The sequence below is a fragment of the Prevotella phocaeensis genome (assembly GCF_900065875.1).
Lineage (GTDB): Bacteria > Bacteroidota > Bacteroidia > Bacteroidales > Bacteroidaceae > Prevotella > Prevotella phocaeensis.
Genome location: NZ_LT160623.1, coordinates 117,317 through 136,519, shown reverse-complemented (window position 1 = coordinate 136,519; position 19,203 = coordinate 117,317). Strand labels below are relative to the sequence as shown.

The window sequence follows — 19,203 nt, the reverse complement described above, 5'->3', positions numbered from 1 at the left end:
GGAGTGCGGTATATTTAAGACGAATGATACATGTAAGCGGCTTAGAACTACGGTCTGGGCAAGACAGGTGGCAGCTATGTCGGGCGCAGATACTGCAATCGCAATGCTTATTACTGCATGCGCCTATGGTTATCTGTAATATGATTGAGCGTAAAACGGATGGTCTCAGATAATTTGCGAGCCTGTCTTGATTTCTTTTTCTACCTTATTGTTACCCCAAAGAAGTACGGCTTTGAAGGGTACATTGCTCTTGATGGTTACCTTGGGCTTCTCTTCGGCATTGCTGCGTTTGGCAACTTTGAACGATATGGAGCCGTTCTCGCCGTAGGGATACTTATCTATACCGTAGGCGTCGAGCAGGTTTACATCGATCGTAATCGTGTTCGACTCATGGTTTGCACGTATGCCGAAGATGTATTCTATCAGTTCTGCGATAGGCGGCAGGCCCGTCCAGCCCACGAAGTCCTTGCGTGCCATGAAGCCGGGTGCAGCCTCTTCGGGTGCATAATATTCGAAGAAAGTACCTGTGTTTTGGTAAACTTTAAAGACGTTGTAGTAATGGTTCAGAGTTATATCGTAGGCCAATTTGCGGTAGCCCTTGTCTACAAGGCCGGAAATAACCATGTAATTGGTGCCCGGCCATACGCCTCCCACCCAATAACGCCCGTTGGCTTTATACTTAGGATTATCGGCTGCGAGCGACGGAATGCGGTGGTAACGGTTGAATTTGGCCGTATCAGACAGATGAGACACCAGTTTATCGAGACGATCTTTACCGAGTACGTTCGTTTGTAACGCCCAATAGGCATAAATACCCTGTGTAGTGCTGAGGCTGTCGTTTTCGTATTGATCGTACAGGAAACCATCTTTGCTGTTCCACATGTTTTTGTTGATGTAGGTAGAAAGCCTTTTAATGTCGTCTTCAAAGGTTTCTATCTCTTGCCAACGCTCAAGATAAAACCCCATTTTGAGCAGAATATCGGCCACCATGATTTGTTGTAAGCAGGCATCGAGCCATATCATGTGGCCGTTGCTGTATATTGTATTATAGCCGTCCTGTACACGCGGCATGTTATCCATGCCCGTTCCCCAGCCACTGCTCCAATATGTACCGTTACGCCAAGTACGGTTCAGCTTCAACCATTTGTAATATGCCGCCAATACAGGGAATACCTTGTTCAGACGGTTATCATCTCCGAATTGGGTATAATAAAGCCATTCCGACCACGGAAGCAGGTTCGGGCCCGTACTGGTGGGATCATATCTGCCGAAACAATCGGAACCATCTGCCCGTATTTCGCGGCAGATGAAGCCGTCGGGGTGCTGTTTAGCGTAGAAATTATCAAGAGTCTTCTGGAACGGGAAGAAGTTTTTACCGTAACGGCAGAACATGGTAATAAAGGCATCGTCCCACATGAAGATGTTTCCGTTGTATGCCGGAGCAATATAACTGGTAACGAAACCGGAGTCGTCGAGCGGCTGACAGATGTTTCCGATGCCTATCTGCCACGCTCGCCAGTACATCTCAATCTCCTTCGCATGCCCTTCCCAATAGGGCGAGGGCAACACTTTGCGGGCTTGTTCGAATGTTCCGGGCTTTGTCTTTTCTACTTTTGCCGTACGAAAAGAGTTCTCAGCAACGAGCGTTTCCATAACATAAGTGTTCTTGTATGGCAATTTATATAATGGAGAACCCGAAGGTATCAGGTTTTGTGCAGCAGCCGATGCCGGCAAGAGCACCGTTAAAAGCAAAATCTTCTTTAGTAGTATCATCGTTTCATTTTATTTTCGCCGGTTATGATTGCGGGGGGCATTACATATCCATCAGCTTTTTGATCTTCCAAAAAATGTCGGTATTGTCCATAAAACCGGTAAACTGTTCGGATCTCGGGCCGAATGCATATACGGGAACCATGGTACCTGAATGGTCTTTAGTAGAGAAATTGCAGACGACGGTGCCGCTTTCAAGGTTTCCGCCATGTACGGTCATGCCTCCCGTTTCGTGATCTGCAGTGATTACCACTAATGTCTGTCCGTCTTTGGCTGCCCATTTCATAACTTCGCCCACGGTACGATCGAAGTCTAAAGTTTCTTTCATAAGCATGTCGAGCTGATTGAAATGCCCGTAATCGTCGAGTTGCGAACCCTCTATCATCATGAAAAAACCGTTTTTGTTTTGATTCATAAGGTTCATACCTTTCAATGCTGCGCGGGCAAGCAGGTCGCCTCGTTCGTCCGGAAGCGGGGTGTCGACGTCGTAGGGCACGCAAAATACTCTGCCTTTCTGCCACTTTTGCAGGTCTTCCCATGTGCGAGAAATGTGATATCCCTTGCTTTTAAGTTCGTTGAAAATATTACGTCCGTCGGTTCTGTGTTCAAAATATTTGGCTCCGCCACCGAATGCATAATCGATATTGCTGTCTAAGTAGTCGGCAACAAGGTCTTGTTCGTTGTTTCTATCTATGTTATGACAGCAGAAATCGCAGGGTGTAGCGTCCCAAAGTCGACATGTAACGGCGATACCTGCATCTTTTCCCTTGGCTTTAGCTAACGTGCACAACGAGGTGAGCGGCTTTCCGTCGGCATCGACGCCCACTGCATGGTAAATAGTTTTATAACCTGTTGCCAACGAAGTACCTCCCGAGCCGGAGTCGGTGATGAGTCTGTTTGAAGCAGGTGTCTTCGAGAGTCCCGTAGCTTGGGCATTCTCTAACCACAGATGGCCACGGTTGCACGTCCATGCAGCCTGTATGTGCATCAGGCTCATACCGTCTCCTATCATCAGAATTACATTCTTTACATGGCCTTTGCCCGAAGCAGGAGAAATCTTTTCTACGGTGTACGGTTTTTCTAATGTATATTCTTGTAGGTTGATGGTCTGTGCGTCGGCGCCGATATAGGCAAACAATGCCGTAAGAAATAAGAGCTTTTTTATTTTCATGCCGTGAAATGTTTAGATAGTTTCGATATACAAAAATATCATATTTTCTTTAAGTAGGAAGAATATCTTGAGAAAAGCAATAAATATCCCTGCCTTTTTAAAAGATACAGGGATATTTGTTGCGGTTATGCGTTTATTCTACGCTTGCTTCTACAGATACACAGTAAGCATTCAGTGTACCGCTGACAGAGGTGGCCGTTGTTTCTCGCAGTACCCAAGACTTAGGACCGGCCATAAAAATGGCATAGTCGTTGTCGGCGTCTTTGGTAACCTGTGTGAATGTATAGCCGTCTGTTTGTTCCACAACGCCTTTTAGGCCGGATATAAGACTATTCTTCACAGTACCGATGATCAGTGCGCGGTAGGTATTGCCCCCTAACGTTTTTAATGTGGTTGCTGCGTTCTTGAGCTGATCATCGTTGTCGAACCTGACAGTAGCAAAGGGTGTAAGGATTTCTATTGGTGAAGCAACGTTCGATTTAGCCATGATAGGGATGAATTGTATATAACAATCGTCGGTAATCTTGAAGCTTTCCACATTATTTATTTTGTGATTAAATAGAATTGTACTGCCCTCGATGTTGCCTTGATTGTACTTATTGAAGGCGAAACTCGTAAAGCGTGCAGTCTTTACAGCTAATTCTGTGGAATGATTTTCGCAGGTATTCTGCTCTGAATAGTTCTTGATATCCGATCTGTCGACAATTCCTATGGAACATTTGCTGCCCTTGTTGTTGAAGAATTGGGCTATATTATCGTAGTTTCCCGTAGTTTTATCGTTCAAATTAGTAATGAAATAGAAGTCTACAGTCTTATTCTTGTTCCATTCCTTCGTATTCGAAGTGCCGTTATGGTTATCGGGAATGACTCCCCAATCTTCTTTAATGCAGGAACAGAATAAAAGAGGAATTGCGAACAATGCCGTTGATAATAGATATTTTGTTTTCATATATACCAATTTTTTATTTAAGTTTAACAACAGAAACAACAGGACAATGGTCGGAAAGTTCCTTTCCATTGAGGTGTCGATCAAGTACTTTGCAACTCTTCAGCTCCCATTTACCTTTGGTACCAAGAATGAAATCGATTTTGGAAAGGCCGAGATACGTTCCTGAATCATTGTCCAATCGGTCGTAAACGGTCAGAAGTTTCTTGATAACATCGGAATTTGGTCCAACATTCATATCTCCGCAGAGTATTGTGGGGTAGGTATTGCTTTTCACTTCATCGGATGTAAGAACGGTAGCTTGTTCCAACTGTCCGCCGACATGGTCGAGGTGAGTGCAGGCAACCCTTATTATTTTGCCTTCAGGAAGCAATATGTCGGCAATAACCACGCCACGTTGGTCTGCCGAACCCGTAGGACGCGGTAACTGTATCGTACTTACATTTAAGATGGGATACTTGCTTAAGATGGCATTTCCGTAAAGTTCGTTTTCGCAGTATTTATAATTTTCTTCCGGATTTTTGCCGTCTTTGTTCGATAAATTATAAGAATATCCGAAGAGCCCGAACAAGTGCATACGGTTAGCGAGGTCTTGCACGACATCCCGATACTTGCCATCGATCTGCTGTCGGGAACTTCTGTTCTCGACTTCATTCAAGCATACCACATCCGGATTTTCATTCCATAACAATTCCGCATAGGGTTGAGTATTGAAATCTGGTTCGAAAGAGCGGATATTAAACGTAATTATTTTCAGTTCCTTTGCATTGCCAATGAAAGGCAATGCAAAGAAAAGTGCAGTCAGAATATAAATATATCTTAATTTCATAATCTATCTTTTTATTAATAACCTTTGTTCTGAGTAAGATTTTTGCTGCTCGCAACTTGGGAAGCAGGAATGGGGAAGACTTGATTTTTCACAGGATCGAAAGTGCGGGCGTTCCATATTTCAATCTCTTCGATATTGGTTATTCGAGTTCCGTCGGTGGTAGATCGTATTCCATGCAGCGGTTGAGCATAGACGGTTTGTGCATCTCCCCATCTTACGAGGTCGAGATGACGGCTCGGTTGGTATTCAAAAGCAAGTTCGCATCGGCGTTCATTCTTCAGTTGAGCCTTGGTAGCGTTGCTATTTTCCGGTAATCCGGCACGCTTGCGTATTTGGTTCAATAACGTTTTTGCCTCGGCGTTTCCTTCTCCTTGAGTCCAGATAAGGGCTTCGGCTTTCATCAGAATGATGTCTGCATAGCGTATTAATACCATTCCTAATGTGTTGCTTTGGTTATTGCCATTAGGACTTACGTCTTTTCCGATACAGTCTGAAGCCTCGAAAGGCGACATGAATTTACGGAAAGTCATGCCCGATGTGCTGGATATATTATTAGGATTTACACCGAAATGAATATCATGTCCGATGAAACTAATATGCTGTCCGGGATAAAGAATGGTGGCATCGCGGCGAACATCGCCGGTTTCATAAGCCTTATATAGTTCAAGTGTAGGTTGGAAGTACCCCCATGTGTTGTAATACCCCCATCCTCCGTTTTGGAAAGACATACCATGAAACTTAGGACCTTCTGTAGCATTACCGAGAAGAGAGAATAGGTATTCCTCGCAGAAATTATTCTCTTTACGGAATAACTTGGTGAAATCAGGGTAGAGACTGCGCTTGTCTGCTCCAGTCATATTTATCACTTTATTACAATACTCGATAACCTTATTATAATAACTTTGATCGAACTGTGCCGCGTAAAGTGCCGCACGTGCGGCAAACGCCCAGCATGCAGCTTTGTGAGGACGACCGTAATCATCATCTGCCAATTGCGAGAAATAAGGAAGCAGATCGGCAGCTTTATCCATGTCCTGTATAATCATGTCGTAATTTTCGAGCACCGATTTAGGACGCGGCTGATCTAATTCTGCTGTAGGGGTTGTCTCTGTTACAATTGGAATGCCGCCATTAGGGCCATTATCGCCATAGAAAGGAGCAATCCACAGATAAGCAAAAGCTCTATAGAAATGGGCTTGTCCTACTGCTTTGTTCTTGATGTCGGCCGAAATGTTCATGCCGGGCACGTTACGTAGTACATCATTGGCCTTTGCAATGAGTTGATACATGGCAGGCCAAGTATCTTTAGCATCGCGTCCGTTGGCAGCTGACATCTGAAAGTTCTTGATTTGTGCGGCTTCGGCCTGCGGTCTACCCGTAACAAGATTATCGCTGCAGTTCTCAAACCACATAAAACCACGACCTGTAATTCCCTCTTCATAGGTAAATGCATGGAATGCATTTAGCGCACTCTCTACATCTTTTTCTGTCTTCCAGAAGTTTACTGAGCCTTGAAGTCCGTAAGGATTATGCTCCAAGAAGTCGTTACAACTGCCTAATGCAGTGCAGACAGTTAAAGAAAAAGCCCAATATTTTAGATTTGAAATTTTCATAAGATTGAATGATTTTTAGAAACTAAAGTTTAAACCAAATGTGAATGAACGTGCGATAGGGTAGGTTCCTGCGTCGAGACCGAAGTTTCCAACTTCAGGATCAAACCCAGTATAGTCGGTAATTGTGAATATATTTTCGCAATTGAAATAGAAACGAAGTGAAGAACCTGCAAGTCCTATCGAGCGCATTACGCCTTGAGGCAAGGTATAACCCAAAGTAATGTTTTTGAATCTTAGGTAACTTCCGTCTTCAAGATAGAAATCCGACGGGTTGGTATAATTGCCGTTAGAGTCGTCGGTCAGTGCCAACCGCGGAATTCCGGAGTTAGGATTGTAGTCCCATGCATTCAAGATATCGCGCAACATATTACCTCCTTGTTGGCGTCCTGTAAGCGTCATTTGTTTGAAAGCATTATAGATAGTAGACTTACCAACACCTTGGAATTGGAAATTAAAGTCGAAGTTTTTGTAAGTCACATTACCTCCGAAAGCGAATGTTATCTTCGGCATGTAACTTCCCATATACTGATTGTCGTCGGAATTGATTTGTCCGTCGTTATTAAAATCTACGTATCTGAAGTCTCCCGGCTTAGCATTCGGCTGTATCATCTTAGATAAACCTGTTTTAGGATCTGTCCATTTATAGTTGTTGATTTCCTCTTGTGTCTGGAAAATGCCATTGGTTTTGAGCACATAATACGAGTACCAAGGATGTCCGACGGTAGAACGTAGCGGCTGCTGACTATTGACAACGATATTGTGTGCAAGGAATTCGCGCGATCCGAGGTCTAACACTTCATTATGGACCGTAGAAAGATTACCGTTAACACCAAAGGTTATCTCGCCGATAGTCTTATTGTAAGATGCGCTGAACTCCCATCCTCGGTTAACCACATCGCCTACATTTCCATAAGGTTCGATAGAGATACCGGCAACAGAGGGTACCGGCATTTTTTCAATAAGGTTTTTAGTATGTTTATTATAATAGTCGATAGTAAGGTTCAAATCATTATTGAAGAGTCCTAAATCTAAGCCTATTCCCCATTGTTCTGTCGTTTCCCATTTAAGATTTTTTACACCTATAGATTCCGTATATGCTCCATACACTTCTCTGTTGAGGTTTTTACCATAGATAATGGCATATTTTGTAAATCCCATCGGTACGTTCCATGAATAGCGAGGCACTAAAGCTACATTTCCTACCTGTCCCCAACTTGCGCGGAATTTTACCAAATTGAAAATCGATTTGTAAGGAGCAAAGAACGGTTCGGATGAAAGTTTCCATGATCCTGAGATAGCAGGAAATACGTCGGAGTTATTATCTTTGTAAAGTTTTGATGATGCATCGCGACGCAAGCTACCGGTAACGAAGTATCTATCTGCCCAAGAATAGCCTACACGAGCAAAGGCCGAAGTCATCGATTCTTCCCATATTTCTTCATCAGGTTTATATTTTGACCAATCTGTAGCATTAGGAAATGTAGACGAATGACGATCTTCTAAAGAATAACCCGATGTATATATGGCATACATTTTATATTTATCGTACTTCATAGTCCACCCTGCCATTGCGCTGATATGATGTTCGCCGAACGCTTGTGCATAAGTTGCGGTTGTCTCCCAAATCCAGTTATTCTGGTTACGATGTGTTATATTATGGCGGTTTTCATTAGTAGGATTCCCGGGTTCAGGAACTTTATGATGGAATACATCGAACTCACTGATTTGGATTCCAGCAGTAAATTGCGACTTTAATGTAAGGAATGACCATGGTTTTACTTCTAAGGTTGTAGTGGAGAAGAGCGTATGAGAAGGCCTTTCCTGATCGAGTCGGTCTAACAGGGCTCGTGGATTGCGGAATTCTCCATAACCACTGATACCCTCATTGGCTGCCCATCGCGGTAATGTTCCATGGTAAAGCGGGCGACCATAATCATCTGTAAGAAGTTTGCCGTTCTTGTCATAGTCGTAAACAGTGGCCGAACGTGGGAAGAAGATGGCGTTGGCGAGCACGCCTTCATGACCGGTGTTCACATCTCCTTGCCCGTCAGTAAATTGATAAGTGACCTGTTCTCCGAACTTTATCCATTTGTTTACTTGGAAATCCACGTTCAATTTAGCACCGATCTTTTTGGCAAATGTGTTTTCAAGAATACCCTTGTCACGATCGAAATTGAGCGAAGCAAAAGCCTTCAGTTTATTTGTTCCGCCAGAAAGAGACAGGGCATAATGCTCTAAATAGCCTGTGCGGAATATCTCGTCCAGCCAGTTGGTACGCGTAACAGCACCGTAAGGATAAACTTGCGGATTGGCTGTCGACGGTAAAGAGCCGCCATACAGTCTTATTGCATCCGCCCAAACCTGATTGTATTGCTCGGATGTAAGTGTTTCTGGTTTATTGTAGACGTTTTTTAAACTCTTGGAAACGTTGAAACTCACACGAATTTTACCTTCTTTTGCCTGCTTGGTAGTGATGACTACCACACCTCCGGAACCTACACTCGCGCCATAGATAGCTGCCGAGGCCGCATCTTTCAGTACCGTTATAGATTCTATATCTTCAATATTATAAGGTGCTCCCGGCACTCCATCCACTACATATAGAACTCCGTCGCCGCTGTTGTAGTTGTCATCCGTCCCACGCGAACCGCGACCACGGATAGAAAGCGACGAAGTTGCAAGCGGATCGCCGCCGTTATTCTGTACCATCACGCCCGGCATAGAGCCCTGCATCATAGCCGAAAGAGTGGATGGGCGACTCTTCATACTCTGGTCTAAATTTACAGAAGATACAGCTGTTGAAAGGTCTTGTTTACGCTGACTGCCGTAACCGATAACCACTACTTCGTTAAGAGATTTATTGTCTTCCTTCAATATGATATTCAAAGGCCGGTCTGTAACTGTTACGGTTTGAGTAATAAAGCCGATATACGAAATTTGTAATTTAGCTCCCCTGACAGCTTTCACAGTAAAATGACCGTCGATATCTGTTGCAACTCCACCGTTATTACCTACTACTTTTACGGTAGCACCGGCTATTGGTTCGCCATTGGCATCTCTTACTGTTCCCGAAATATCCGTGCCGTTTTCCTGCATGGTCATTTCTGTAACAGTTTTAAAACTGCCTGTTGCAAAAGCTGATGATGGGGGCAAAAATGCCAATACTGTCAACGCAGCTATGCTATATAGCCTGCATTGAGCTCTTCTGAATGTTTTTCTTTTTCTCATCATGATTGATTTTGGTTAGTATGATCTGTAATGTAGATATCTCTCTGCCATATTCTGTTCGTAGCCAAGTGCCCGACAGACATCGTTTTTCATTATGCCTCTTCTTCATTGAAGCGGCTTATAGTTTGTTTATCCTTATTATCTTTCAATTTTAAATAGACTGCTTATATAATATGTCGTCTGCATAAAATTGTGTTTTCATTGTACGAAGATGGGTATACCGGTTTTAATTATTCGGTTTAGACATTCACCGTATTGCCGGTTTATTTTCTATAGTATTGCGGTGCAAATGTACTATTTTTCTTTTTAAACTTACTTTTTTGTCCTTGTTATTATTTGTTAATATTATTAAAGTGCAAGACGTATCGGGCTTTTATACCTGCTATGTTATCATTTCAAACGCTCTGTTTATCGTTAAAAATAGGAAAAGTATTTTAAAACGAAATACTCATAATTGTGCCGTCTGTTTAATCTACATGGTATGTTTAAAAAATGTTGCATGCTTTGTCAGCCCAAATTAAAATGTTAACTTTGCAAAGTAATAATAAAAAATGTTGATTATTCATTTTTAAAGATTTAAAAATATGGTAGATTACAAATCATTAGGCCTCGTAAACACCCGCGAGATGTTTAAAAGAGCCATTAATGGCGGTTACGCTATTCCGGCTTTCAACTTCAACAACATGGAGCAGCTGCAGGCAATCATCAAAGCTTCTTCGGATAAGAAATCGCCGGTTATCCTGCAAGTATCTAAGGGGGCGCGCAACTATGCCAACCAAACGTTACTGCGTTATATGGCACAGGGAGCTGTGGAATATGCTAAAGAATTGGGTTGCAAGCATCCTGAAATAGCATTGCATTTGGATCATGGCGATACTTTCGAGACCTGTAAAAGCTGTGTAGACTATGGTTTTTCATCGGTAATGATCGATGGTTCCTCACTTCCTTACGAGGAGAACATCGCTTTGACCAAAAAGGTAGTAGACTATGCCCATCAGTTCGATGTAACCGTAGAGGGCGAACTCGGTGTACTTGCGGGCGTAGAAGACGAAGTAGTTGCAGCAGAATCTCATTATACGAAGCCTGAAGAAGTTATCGACTTTGTAAAACGTACGGGCGTAGACTCACTGGCTATCTCTATCGGAACGTCTCATGGAGCTTATAAGTTTACTCCGGAGCAGTGTACACGCGATCCGAAAACGGGCTTACTCGTACCTCCTCCATTGGCTTTCGATGTGCTCGATGCCATCATGGTGAAACTCCCGGGCTTCCCAATCGTGCTCCACGGTTCTTCTTCAGTGCCTCAGGAGTATGTTAAGATCATCAACGAAAATGGCGGAAAACTGCCAGATGCTGTCGGTATACCCGAGGAACAGCTTCGCAAGGCAGCTAAGAGCGCCGTTTGCAAGATCAATATCGACTCGGATTCCCGTTTGGCTTTCACAGCTGCAGTACGCAAAGTATTCAACGAGAAGCCGGGTGAATTCGATCCGCGCAAATATTGTGGTCCTGCTCGCGACTTGATGACGGAGCTCTATGAGCACAAGATTGTAGACGTGCTCGGCTCTGAGAACAAGCTCGCGCAATTAGACTAAGCAGAACGGATATTGCCATTAAGCGTAAATATTACGTAAAATACATATATAATTGAATTGGAAAAAGGCGGGGCTAACGTATGTGTGGCGCCCGCTTTTTATTTGTTTTCTCCTGCTAAACATGCAGGCCGTTGTACGTCCGAATTACCGATATTTTCTTTTCTCACGCTGTTTCTGCGGAATGGGCGATGCTTTTATAAGAAATAAATGTGATGTCTAAGCCCCATACATAACACACATATTTGGCTTATAATATTGTTCTATTGGGTTCTGTTCGGTAAGATATTCCAAATATATCTATTTTCTTGCGACATATATTTTACAGTTTCTTGAAAATATATTATCTTTGTGCGGTGGGCGGATGCTATCTATTACCATGTTATGGCCTGCTTACGGGTATCATAGCCTCTCCGTATAACCAACACAATGAATTGTAATTTAATGAAAATATGTATGAAAAAGGTATGTTTTATTATTCTTTTAATCCTGTCGTCATGGAATTTTGCAGTTGCTCAAGTTCCTGTTTATTTGGATAATTCCAAGAGTATTGACGAACGAATAGAGGATGCTATTTCGCGTATGACCTTGAGAGAGAAAATACGCATTATTCATGCACAAAGCAAATTCTCTGCTGCCGGCGTGCCAAGATTAGGCTTTCCTGACTTTTGGACAGACGACGGACCGCATGGTGTGCGGCCGGATGTGCTCTGGGACAGTTGGTTGCAAGCCGGACAGACTAACGACTCGTGCGTGGCATTTCCCGCTCTGACATGTCTTGTTGCCTCGTGGAACCCAGCTATGGCGGCTCTCTATGGGCGTTGCCTCGGCGAAGAGGCGCTCTATAGGGGCAAAGATATGATCTTAGGGCCGGGGGTTAATATCTACAGAACGCCACTCAACGGGCGTAACTTCGAGTATATGGGCGAAGATCCCTACCTTGCATCGCGCATGGTTGTACCTTATGTGCAAGGTATTCAGCGAAACGGTGTTGCTTCATGCGTAAAACATTTTGCATTGAACAACGATGAAGAATACCGAAATCAGGTGAACGTGAACGTTAGCGACCGTGCCTTGCGCGAGATCTACCTGCCTGCGTTCAAGTCAGCCGTTACTGAAGGCGGCGCTTGGGCTATCATGGGAGCCTACAATCTCTACAAGAACGAGCATAATTGCCACAATATGTTGCTGCTAAATGGAGTTCTGAAAGGCGAATGGGGCTTTGATGGCGTGGTTGTGAGCGACTGGGGAGGTGCTCATGATACCGATCAGGCGGTGAAAAACGGGCTCGATATGGAGTTCGGTACGGGGACAGACGGCCTTTCTAAGAATAAAACGAATGCCTATGATGCATATTATATGGCCGATCCTTATTTGCAAGGAATAGCCGAGGGGCGCTATACAACCAAGGAACTCAATGACAAGGTGCGCCGTGTGCTGCGCCTCTATTATCGCACAACGATGAATAAAGCGCGCCCCATAGGCTTCCTTTGTTCCGATGATCATTATAAGGCATCTCGACAGATTGCCGAAGATGGCATCGTATTGTTGCAAAACAAGAACAATGTGCTGCCCATCGATGTTGCACACACCAAACGTGTACTCGTGGTAGGCGAGAATGCAATTAAGATGATGACCGTAGGTGGCGGCAGCAGTTCGCTCAAAGTGCAGCGCGAGGTGTTGCCTTTAGAAGCCTTGAAGGCCCGTTTGGGCAGTGGCGTAACGGTAGAATACGAGCGCGGTTATATAGGTGATGTTACGGGAACCTTCGATGGTGTGGCCACCGGACAGGACTTATCGGAGACTCGTAATGCCGATCAACTTATGACAGATGTCCTTAGAAAGGCGGTAGATGTCGATTACGTGGTATTCTTCGGCGGACTTAACAAGAGCGAATATCAGGACTGTGAAGGACATGACCGTAAAACGTTCGCGTTACCTTATGCTCAGGATCGTATTATTTCGGCACTTGCCAAGGTTAACAAGCGCATTATTTACGTGAATATATCGGGTAATGCGGTGCAAATGCCTTGGAAAGACAAGGTTGCAGCCATTGTTCAGGGCTGGTATCTCGGTAGCGAAGCCGGCGAAGCGCTTGCTTCTGTTCTCGTTGGAGATATCAATCCTTCGGGTAAACTGCCGTTTACGTGGCCGGTAAAGCTCGATGATGTGGGTGCACATGCACTGAATACTTATCCCGGAACATGGCGCAGCGACAAGAAGATTATCGACGAAGATTATAAGGAAGGGCTTTATGTAGGATACAGATGGGTAGACTATGCTAAGAGGAAACCTGCTTTTGCCTTCGGACACGGTTTGAGTTATACCACTTTCCGTATTTCCAATTTGCGTCTTTCGTCCAAGACAATGACGAAAGATGGCCGAATTACCTTTACCGTAAACGTTAGAAATACAGGCAATCGTGATGGGGCAGAAGTGGTACAGCTGTATCTTCACGACGTTAAGTCGTCTTTGGAACGCCCTTACAAGGAGCTGAAAGGGTTCGCAAAAGTATTTTTGAAAGCGGGCGAAAGCAAGGATGTGTCGATCAGCATAGATAACAAAGCCCTGTCGTTCTATGATGATAAGGCCGGTAAATGGACTTCCGAAGCGGGCGAGTTTACGGCCTTGGTGGGTAATTCGTCTGATGCGTTACCACTGAAAGCCACGTTTACTTTGCAATAAGTAGTTATTTCTTGGAAGCGTATTGTACAAATAGTTCAGACAGATATGCCATCTAAGTAGCTTAGATAGGCATTCTGTTTGGCATAGGTGTATCGTTTGCGCCCATAATTCCACAGAAGCGTATCGATTTTTCTAAGTTTTTACTGCTTTCGGAGATTGATGATAGCAGTTCCGAACAGGACAAACAGCGCCTGCATACCCGCGAGAGGGCGGCGGTATGCAGGCGCTGTTATTTTATAATAAGGATGTGTTATCGTTATTCCAACGGTTCGGTATTCATGCTTTCAACATTGCCGTTGATGGGATTAAGTATGATGTGTGTGGTAAATTTTCTCCCGAAAAGAGAACCGCTGATACCCTCTACGCGCCCGAATTGCGCTGCATAGACTTCGAATTGCTTGTCTATGCGCTCCTCACGATAAAGAGTTACTTTGATTTTCCCGGGCATGTTTACGTAGAGTCCGATATCTTCTTTCGATTTCTTTTCGTTGTTTGCCGTTCCTACAAGTTTCGGAATAAGATGTTCATCGGTTATGCTAATATAATAAGGTATGCCGGAGAGGTCGTCTTTATCTACCATTCCTAAGTGGCGCGAGAACCTGAAAAGCAATTCCTTTTGTACCTCTTTCGTGGGTATATAACTGATGGTTTGCTCTAAGGTGTCGGTTACAGTGGTACCTTCGAATACCTGTCGCAGAGCTGTTTCTTGCGTATTGAGCGAATTGAGCATAATTCTGAGCTGCTCGCCATCTTTGGGCATGAACTCTGCTTCGCCTCTTGACAGCTGATTTTTGCTGTCCCGTATGTCGTATATCTCCTGTGCAATGAGCTCAGCTGTCTTGGCACTGTTGCCTGCAGCTATCATATCTTCGGTGAGATAGTCCTTTACGTTGGCAACGGGAGGCTTGCGTGCAGCCTTGAAAGGTATGGGTTGAGCTTGTTCGGCGGCCTTGGCGTTAACGGCTTTCAGCACGTTGTTGTGGTCTAATTCTACCCTTATGATACTATGTTTTTTATCAATGGTTACGGTATATTGCTTGGACGAGTCGGGAATGGCATATGTGGAAAGGCTGATGCCGATAATTCTATATTGCGTGTAAGGGCGGTTTTTCACCTCTTGTTTCATGTAACGCTCGGCGTAGTTGGCGTATTGCCCGGGGGTGAACACTGTCTTTTCTACAAGTAAAGACAGTGTCAATGCCGTTTTGGGCAGGAAATAAGTGGTGCCTTCTGTAGGTACTTGCGCTGTTGCCAGCAGGCAGAAGCATGCGTAGAGAATGGTTAAAGCAGATTTCTTCATAATTTAATCGTTTAATCGTTTAAAGGCCTGTGGCAGATAGTCGATAATATCGCTTGCGATAAGGCTCTCTTTACCGGTACTTTTCATGGCAAGATCGCCGGCCAGACCGTGCAGATACATACCTACGAGTGCGGCATCTTTCGTGTTGTAACCGCGAGCCAGCAGGGCTGTAATAATGCCTGTGAGCACGTCGCCGCTGCCTGCAGTGGCCATACCTGCATTGCCTGTGGAGTTAAAATATACATGTCCGTCGGGCAAGCATAGGGCTGTGTTATGCCCTTTCAGCATGATATAGACACCTAAACGTTCCGCCATTTCGCGGGCTTTGGTAAGTCTTTCGTAACAATCGTTACTGATATTTCCCGCCATACGGTCGAACTCTTTCGGATGAGGCGTAAGTATGATACCCTTAGGCAGTTGTTGCATCCATGCCCGATGGTTGGCTAATATGTTCAAGGCATCGGCGTCAGCCACGATAGGGCACTGTGTTCGGCGCAATTGAGCAATGAGGGCGATGGCCGTATTCTCGTTCATACCGATGCCGGGACCTATTCCTAAGGCATCGAAATCGTCGGTATCTGTCGGTTCGGAGAAGTAAGTATCTTCCCGATCTATTTGCAATACGGCCTCGGGAACGCTTATTTGCATCACGTCGTAGTTGCGTTTAGGGATGTTGACAGTCACTTTACCGGCGCCAGAACGTAGGCATGCCCGCGCTGCAAGTACTGCTGCGCCTGCCATTCCGTAGCTTCCGGCAACGAGAAGCGCATTGCCCATGTTTCCTTTATGTACGAAATCGCTGCGATGGATCATCCGCGGACGAATGTCTTTTTCTTCGATCTGCGTATATAGAGAGTCGGTTTGGACTATATATTCGTGGGAAAGACGGATGTCGAGCACGCGGACATCGCCGACAAATTGTTGGTTATCGGCAAATAGCATGGCCAGTTTCTTCTGCTGTAACGTAAGTGTAAGGTCGGCATTTACGATGTTAGCGCGTATATTGTGTGTGTTTTCTTCGCACATAAGGCCCGAAGGCATGTCGATGCTTACCACTTTAGCAGGCGAATGGTTAATGTATTTCACCAATGAAGCAAAGCCACCGGCCAGCGGTTTATTAAGTCCGGAGCCGAAAAGTCCATCGATTACGAGTGTTCCGGCATCGAGCGAAGGCGGATCGAAGTTAACCGTAATCTCGTTGAAGCTCTTTATACGCCTGCTATCTATAATGCGTTGCTTGTTTATAGCGCAATCTGCCGAGAGTTGATTATGGATGTTGAAGAGGTAAACGGCGATCTTGTAGTCTTGTTCGGCTAACATTCTTGCAACAGCAAGCGCATCACCGCCGTTATTTCCCGGGCCTGCAAACACTACAATGGGTGTCTGATTAGTCCATTCTTCGGAAATAGCCTTTGTTAATGCCTTTGCCGCACGTTCCATCAGGTCTATGCTCCTGATGGGTTCGTGCTCTATGGTGTACGTATCGAGCTCGTGTATTTGAGCTCCGGTAAATATCTTCATACGTTGCAAAAATACAAAATAATACTAATGTATACCAAGTGTTTATTATATTTTTAGTAATTTTGCGACAAATATATCTAAAATAGCACTATATGAGCATCGTTACAATCAAGGATAAAACGTTTAAAACGTTCATTCCTGAGGCAGAAATCAAACAACGTGTAAAGGCTGTTGCCGAAAAAATCAATCGGGATATGGCAGATAAAAATCCTCTGTTGCTTGCTGTACTTAACGGTTCATTTATGTTTGCTGCCGATTTGATGCGCGATATAACGATACCTTGTGAAATTTCTTTTGTAAAATTAGCTTCGTATCAGGGCACTACTTCCACCGGTGAAATTAAAGAAGTAATCGGATTGAACGAGGATATAGCGGGCCGAACCGTAATCATTGTGGAAGATATAGTGGACACCGGAGCGACTATGAAGCGCATGATAGAGACGCTGGGAACCCGTAATCCGGAGTCAATCCATATATGTACGTTGCTTCTGAAGCCCGATAAGCTGCGCGTTCCCTTAGATATAGCGTACACAGCCATAGAAATACCCAATGATTTTATCCTCGGTTATGGGCTTGATTACGACCAACAAGGGCGCAATTTGCGGGATATATACACACTTGTCGAATGAAATAAAAGTTTAAAAGATAAAGAAATGAAGAACGTTGTTATATTTGGAGCTCCGGGATCGGGTAAAGGTACCCAGAGTGATAAGATGATTGAAAAGTACGGTTTCGGGCATATATCTACGGGGGATGTACTGCGTAGCGAGATTAAAAACGGCACGGAGCTCGGCAAAACGGCCAAAGACTTTATCGACAAGGGCCAACTGATACCGGATGAGCTTATGATCGATATCCTTGCAAGCGTATACGACGGCTTCGGGAAAGAACATAAAGGTGTGATATTCGATGGCTTTCCCCGCACTATTCCGCAGGCCGAAGCGTTGAAGAAGATGCTTTCAAAGCGCGGACATCGCGTTGCAGCGATGATAGAGCTTGATGTTCCCGAAGACGAACTGATGAAACGTCTGCTTCTCCGTGGCCAACAAAGCGGCCGTTCCGATGATAACGAGGAGACTATCAAGAAGCGTTTGAACGTATATCATAACCAGACGTCGCCGCTTATCGAATGGTATAAGGGCGAAGGAATTCATCATCATATTGCCGGAATGGGCGAGTTGGAACGCATATTCGGTGATGTTTGCAAGGTGATAGATAGCTTGTAAGCAGTATCTTTTCTATATTCAGGACTTCAAGGCGGTTGTAATTTCAGTTTTCCGCAGTTTTTTTAGCGGTTATGCAGTGCGGCTTTTATAACTTCGAAAAGCCCATGTTGCGGTATCAACTCCCTTGAAATCCTTATTTATTTAATCTCTATAATTACAGAATGGCAGACTCCAATTTCGTAGATTACGTAAAGATATATTGCCGATCCGGTAAGGGCGGGCGCGGTTCCATGCATCTCCGTCATGTGAAATACCAACCTAACGGAGGCCCAGACGGTGGAGATGGCGGCCATGGAGGGAGCGTTTATCTGCGCGGAAACCACAATTACTGGACTTTGTTGCACCTGAAATACCGGCGACATGTATATGCCGAGCACGGTGGAAACGGCGGACGAGACAAATGTCATGGCACTGACGGCAAGGATGTGTATATAGATGTGCCTTGCGGAACCGTGGTCTATAATGCCGAAACAGGCAAATATATCTGCGATGTTACCTATGACGGGCAGACTGTATTACTGCTCAAAGGCGGACGGGGTGGCCTCGGAAACTTCCAATTTCGCAGTCCGACGAACCAAGCCCCACGGTATGCGCAGCCCGGAGAGCCAATGGAAGAACTGACAGTGATATTGGAATTGAAGTTACTTGCCGATGTCGGGCTCGTCGGTTTCCCCAATGCGGGCAAATCCACATTGCTTTCAGCGGTATCGAGTGCGCGGCCTAAGATTGCCAATTACCCTTTTACAACGCTCGAACCATCATTGGGAATTGTGGAATACCGCGATCATAAGTCGTTCGTAATGGCCGATATCCCGGGAATTATCGAGGGCGCAAGTGCAGGAAAAGGTTTAGGTTTGCGTTTTCTTCGCCACATCGAACGCAATTCGCTGCTGCTTTTCATGGTGCCGGGCGATACGGACGATATCAAAAAAGACTATGAAGTGTTGCTGAATGAGCTGTCTCAATTCAATCCGGAGATGCTCGATAAGCATCGTGTGCTGGCTATAACGAAGTGCGATTTATTGGATGAAGAGCTGGAAGATATGCTGAAGAGCACACTTCCTACCGATGTCCCAGTGGTTTTCATATCGGCTGTAACGGGGAAAGGATTGGGCGATTTGAAAGATATCTTGTGGACGGAGCTCAACAGCGAGAGTAACAAACTGCAGGAAATCACGGCAGAAGATACGCTTATACATCGCGATAAAGATATGTCGAACTTTGCAAAAGAGCTGCAAGACGAGGGAGAAGACGGGATTGAATATATCGATGAAGACGAAATAGAGGATGTTGAAGACCTCGAAGATTTCGAATACGAATGA

General features: G+C 44.7%; 13 protein-coding genes. 5 read left to right on the top strand and 8 right to left on the bottom strand.

The window, feature by feature from the left end; all coding sequences use genetic code 11:
* Positions 1–165: 165 nt before the first annotated feature.
* The 6 genes from BN3912_RS04780 to BN3912_RS04755 all read right to left on the bottom strand — a co-directional run bounded on the left by BN3912_RS04780 (position 166) and on the right by BN3912_RS04755 (position 9,560).
* A complete protein-coding gene (locus BN3912_RS04780) occupies positions 166–1,773 on the bottom strand; it encodes an MGH1-like glycoside hydrolase domain-containing protein (RefSeq protein WP_023984659.1) in 1,608 nt (535 codons plus the stop codon).
* A 40-nt stretch (positions 1,774–1,813) separates the two neighbouring features.
* The gene (locus tag BN3912_RS04775) at positions 1,814–2,941 is read right to left on the bottom strand and encodes an alkaline phosphatase (RefSeq protein ID WP_023984660.1); all 1,128 of its coding nucleotides are present in this window, start codon (positions 2,939–2,941) and stop codon (positions 1,814–1,816) included.
* Between the two features lie 133 nt (positions 2,942–3,074).
* Positions 3,075–3,890 carry a hypothetical protein gene (locus BN3912_RS04770; protein ID WP_023984661.1) on the bottom strand — a complete coding sequence of 272 codons (816 nt, stop codon included), beginning with the start codon at positions 3,888–3,890 and terminating at the stop codon, positions 3,075–3,077.
* 13 nt (positions 3,891–3,903) lie between these two features.
* Positions 3,904–4,716, bottom strand: coding sequence for an endonuclease/exonuclease/phosphatase family protein (locus tag BN3912_RS04765; protein ID WP_023984662.1), 813 nt, complete (start codon positions 4,714–4,716; stop codon positions 3,904–3,906).
* 14 nt (positions 4,717–4,730) lie between these two features.
* Entirely contained in the window at positions 4,731–6,329 is a 1,599-nt protein-coding gene (locus BN3912_RS04760; protein WP_023984663.1) for a RagB/SusD family nutrient uptake outer membrane protein, read from the bottom strand.
* A 15-nt stretch (positions 6,330–6,344) separates the two neighbouring features.
* Positions 6,345–9,560: a SusC/RagA family TonB-linked outer membrane protein gene (locus tag BN3912_RS04755; protein ID WP_051403452.1), complete on the bottom strand. Its 3,216-nt coding sequence runs from the start codon at positions 9,558–9,560 to the stop codon at positions 6,345–6,347.
* Between the two features lie 581 nt (positions 9,561–10,141).
* On the opposite strand from BN3912_RS04755, the gene BN3912_RS04750 reads away from it, so the two are divergent.
* Together BN3912_RS04750 and BN3912_RS04745 are read left to right on the top strand one after the other, a co-directional pair.
* Complete coding sequence (locus tag BN3912_RS04750) at positions 10,142–11,152, top strand: class II fructose-bisphosphate aldolase (RefSeq protein WP_023984665.1); 1,011 nt, start codon at positions 10,142–10,144, stop codon at positions 11,150–11,152.
* A 453-nt stretch (positions 11,153–11,605) separates the two neighbouring features.
* On the top strand, positions 11,606–13,834 hold the full coding sequence (locus tag BN3912_RS04745) for a glycoside hydrolase family 3 C-terminal domain-containing protein (protein WP_016665309.1): 2,229 nt from the start codon (positions 11,606–11,608) through the stop codon (positions 13,832–13,834).
* 256 nt (positions 13,835–14,090) lie between these two features.
* Here BN3912_RS04745 and BN3912_RS04740 read toward each other — a convergent pair whose 3' ends face one another.
* The gene (locus BN3912_RS04740) at positions 14,091–15,134 is read right to left on the bottom strand and encodes a DUF4831 family protein (protein ID WP_016665308.1); all 1,044 of its coding nucleotides are present in this window, start codon (positions 15,132–15,134) and stop codon (positions 14,091–14,093) included.
* Between the two features lie 3 nt (positions 15,135–15,137).
* A complete protein-coding gene (locus BN3912_RS04735) occupies positions 15,138–16,655 on the bottom strand; it encodes a bifunctional ADP-dependent NAD(P)H-hydrate dehydratase/NAD(P)H-hydrate epimerase (RefSeq protein ID WP_004369589.1) in 1,518 nt (505 codons plus the stop codon).
* A 92-nt stretch (positions 16,656–16,747) separates the two neighbouring features.
* On the opposite strand from BN3912_RS04735, the gene hpt reads away from it, so the two are divergent.
* From hpt to obgE, 3 genes are all read left to right on the top strand, one after another.
* A complete protein-coding gene (gene hpt, locus BN3912_RS04730) occupies positions 16,748–17,284 on the top strand; it encodes a hypoxanthine phosphoribosyltransferase (RefSeq protein WP_004369590.1) in 537 nt (178 codons plus the stop codon).
* A 24-nt stretch (positions 17,285–17,308) separates the two neighbouring features.
* Positions 17,309–17,881, top strand: a complete 573-nt coding sequence (locus BN3912_RS04725; RefSeq protein WP_004369591.1) for an adenylate kinase — start codon at positions 17,309–17,311, stop codon at positions 17,879–17,881.
* Between the two features lie 161 nt (positions 17,882–18,042).
* The gene (gene obgE, locus BN3912_RS04720; RefSeq protein WP_023984666.1) at positions 18,043–19,203 is read left to right on the top strand and encodes a GTPase ObgE; all 1,161 of its coding nucleotides are present in this window, start codon (positions 18,043–18,045) and stop codon (positions 19,201–19,203) included.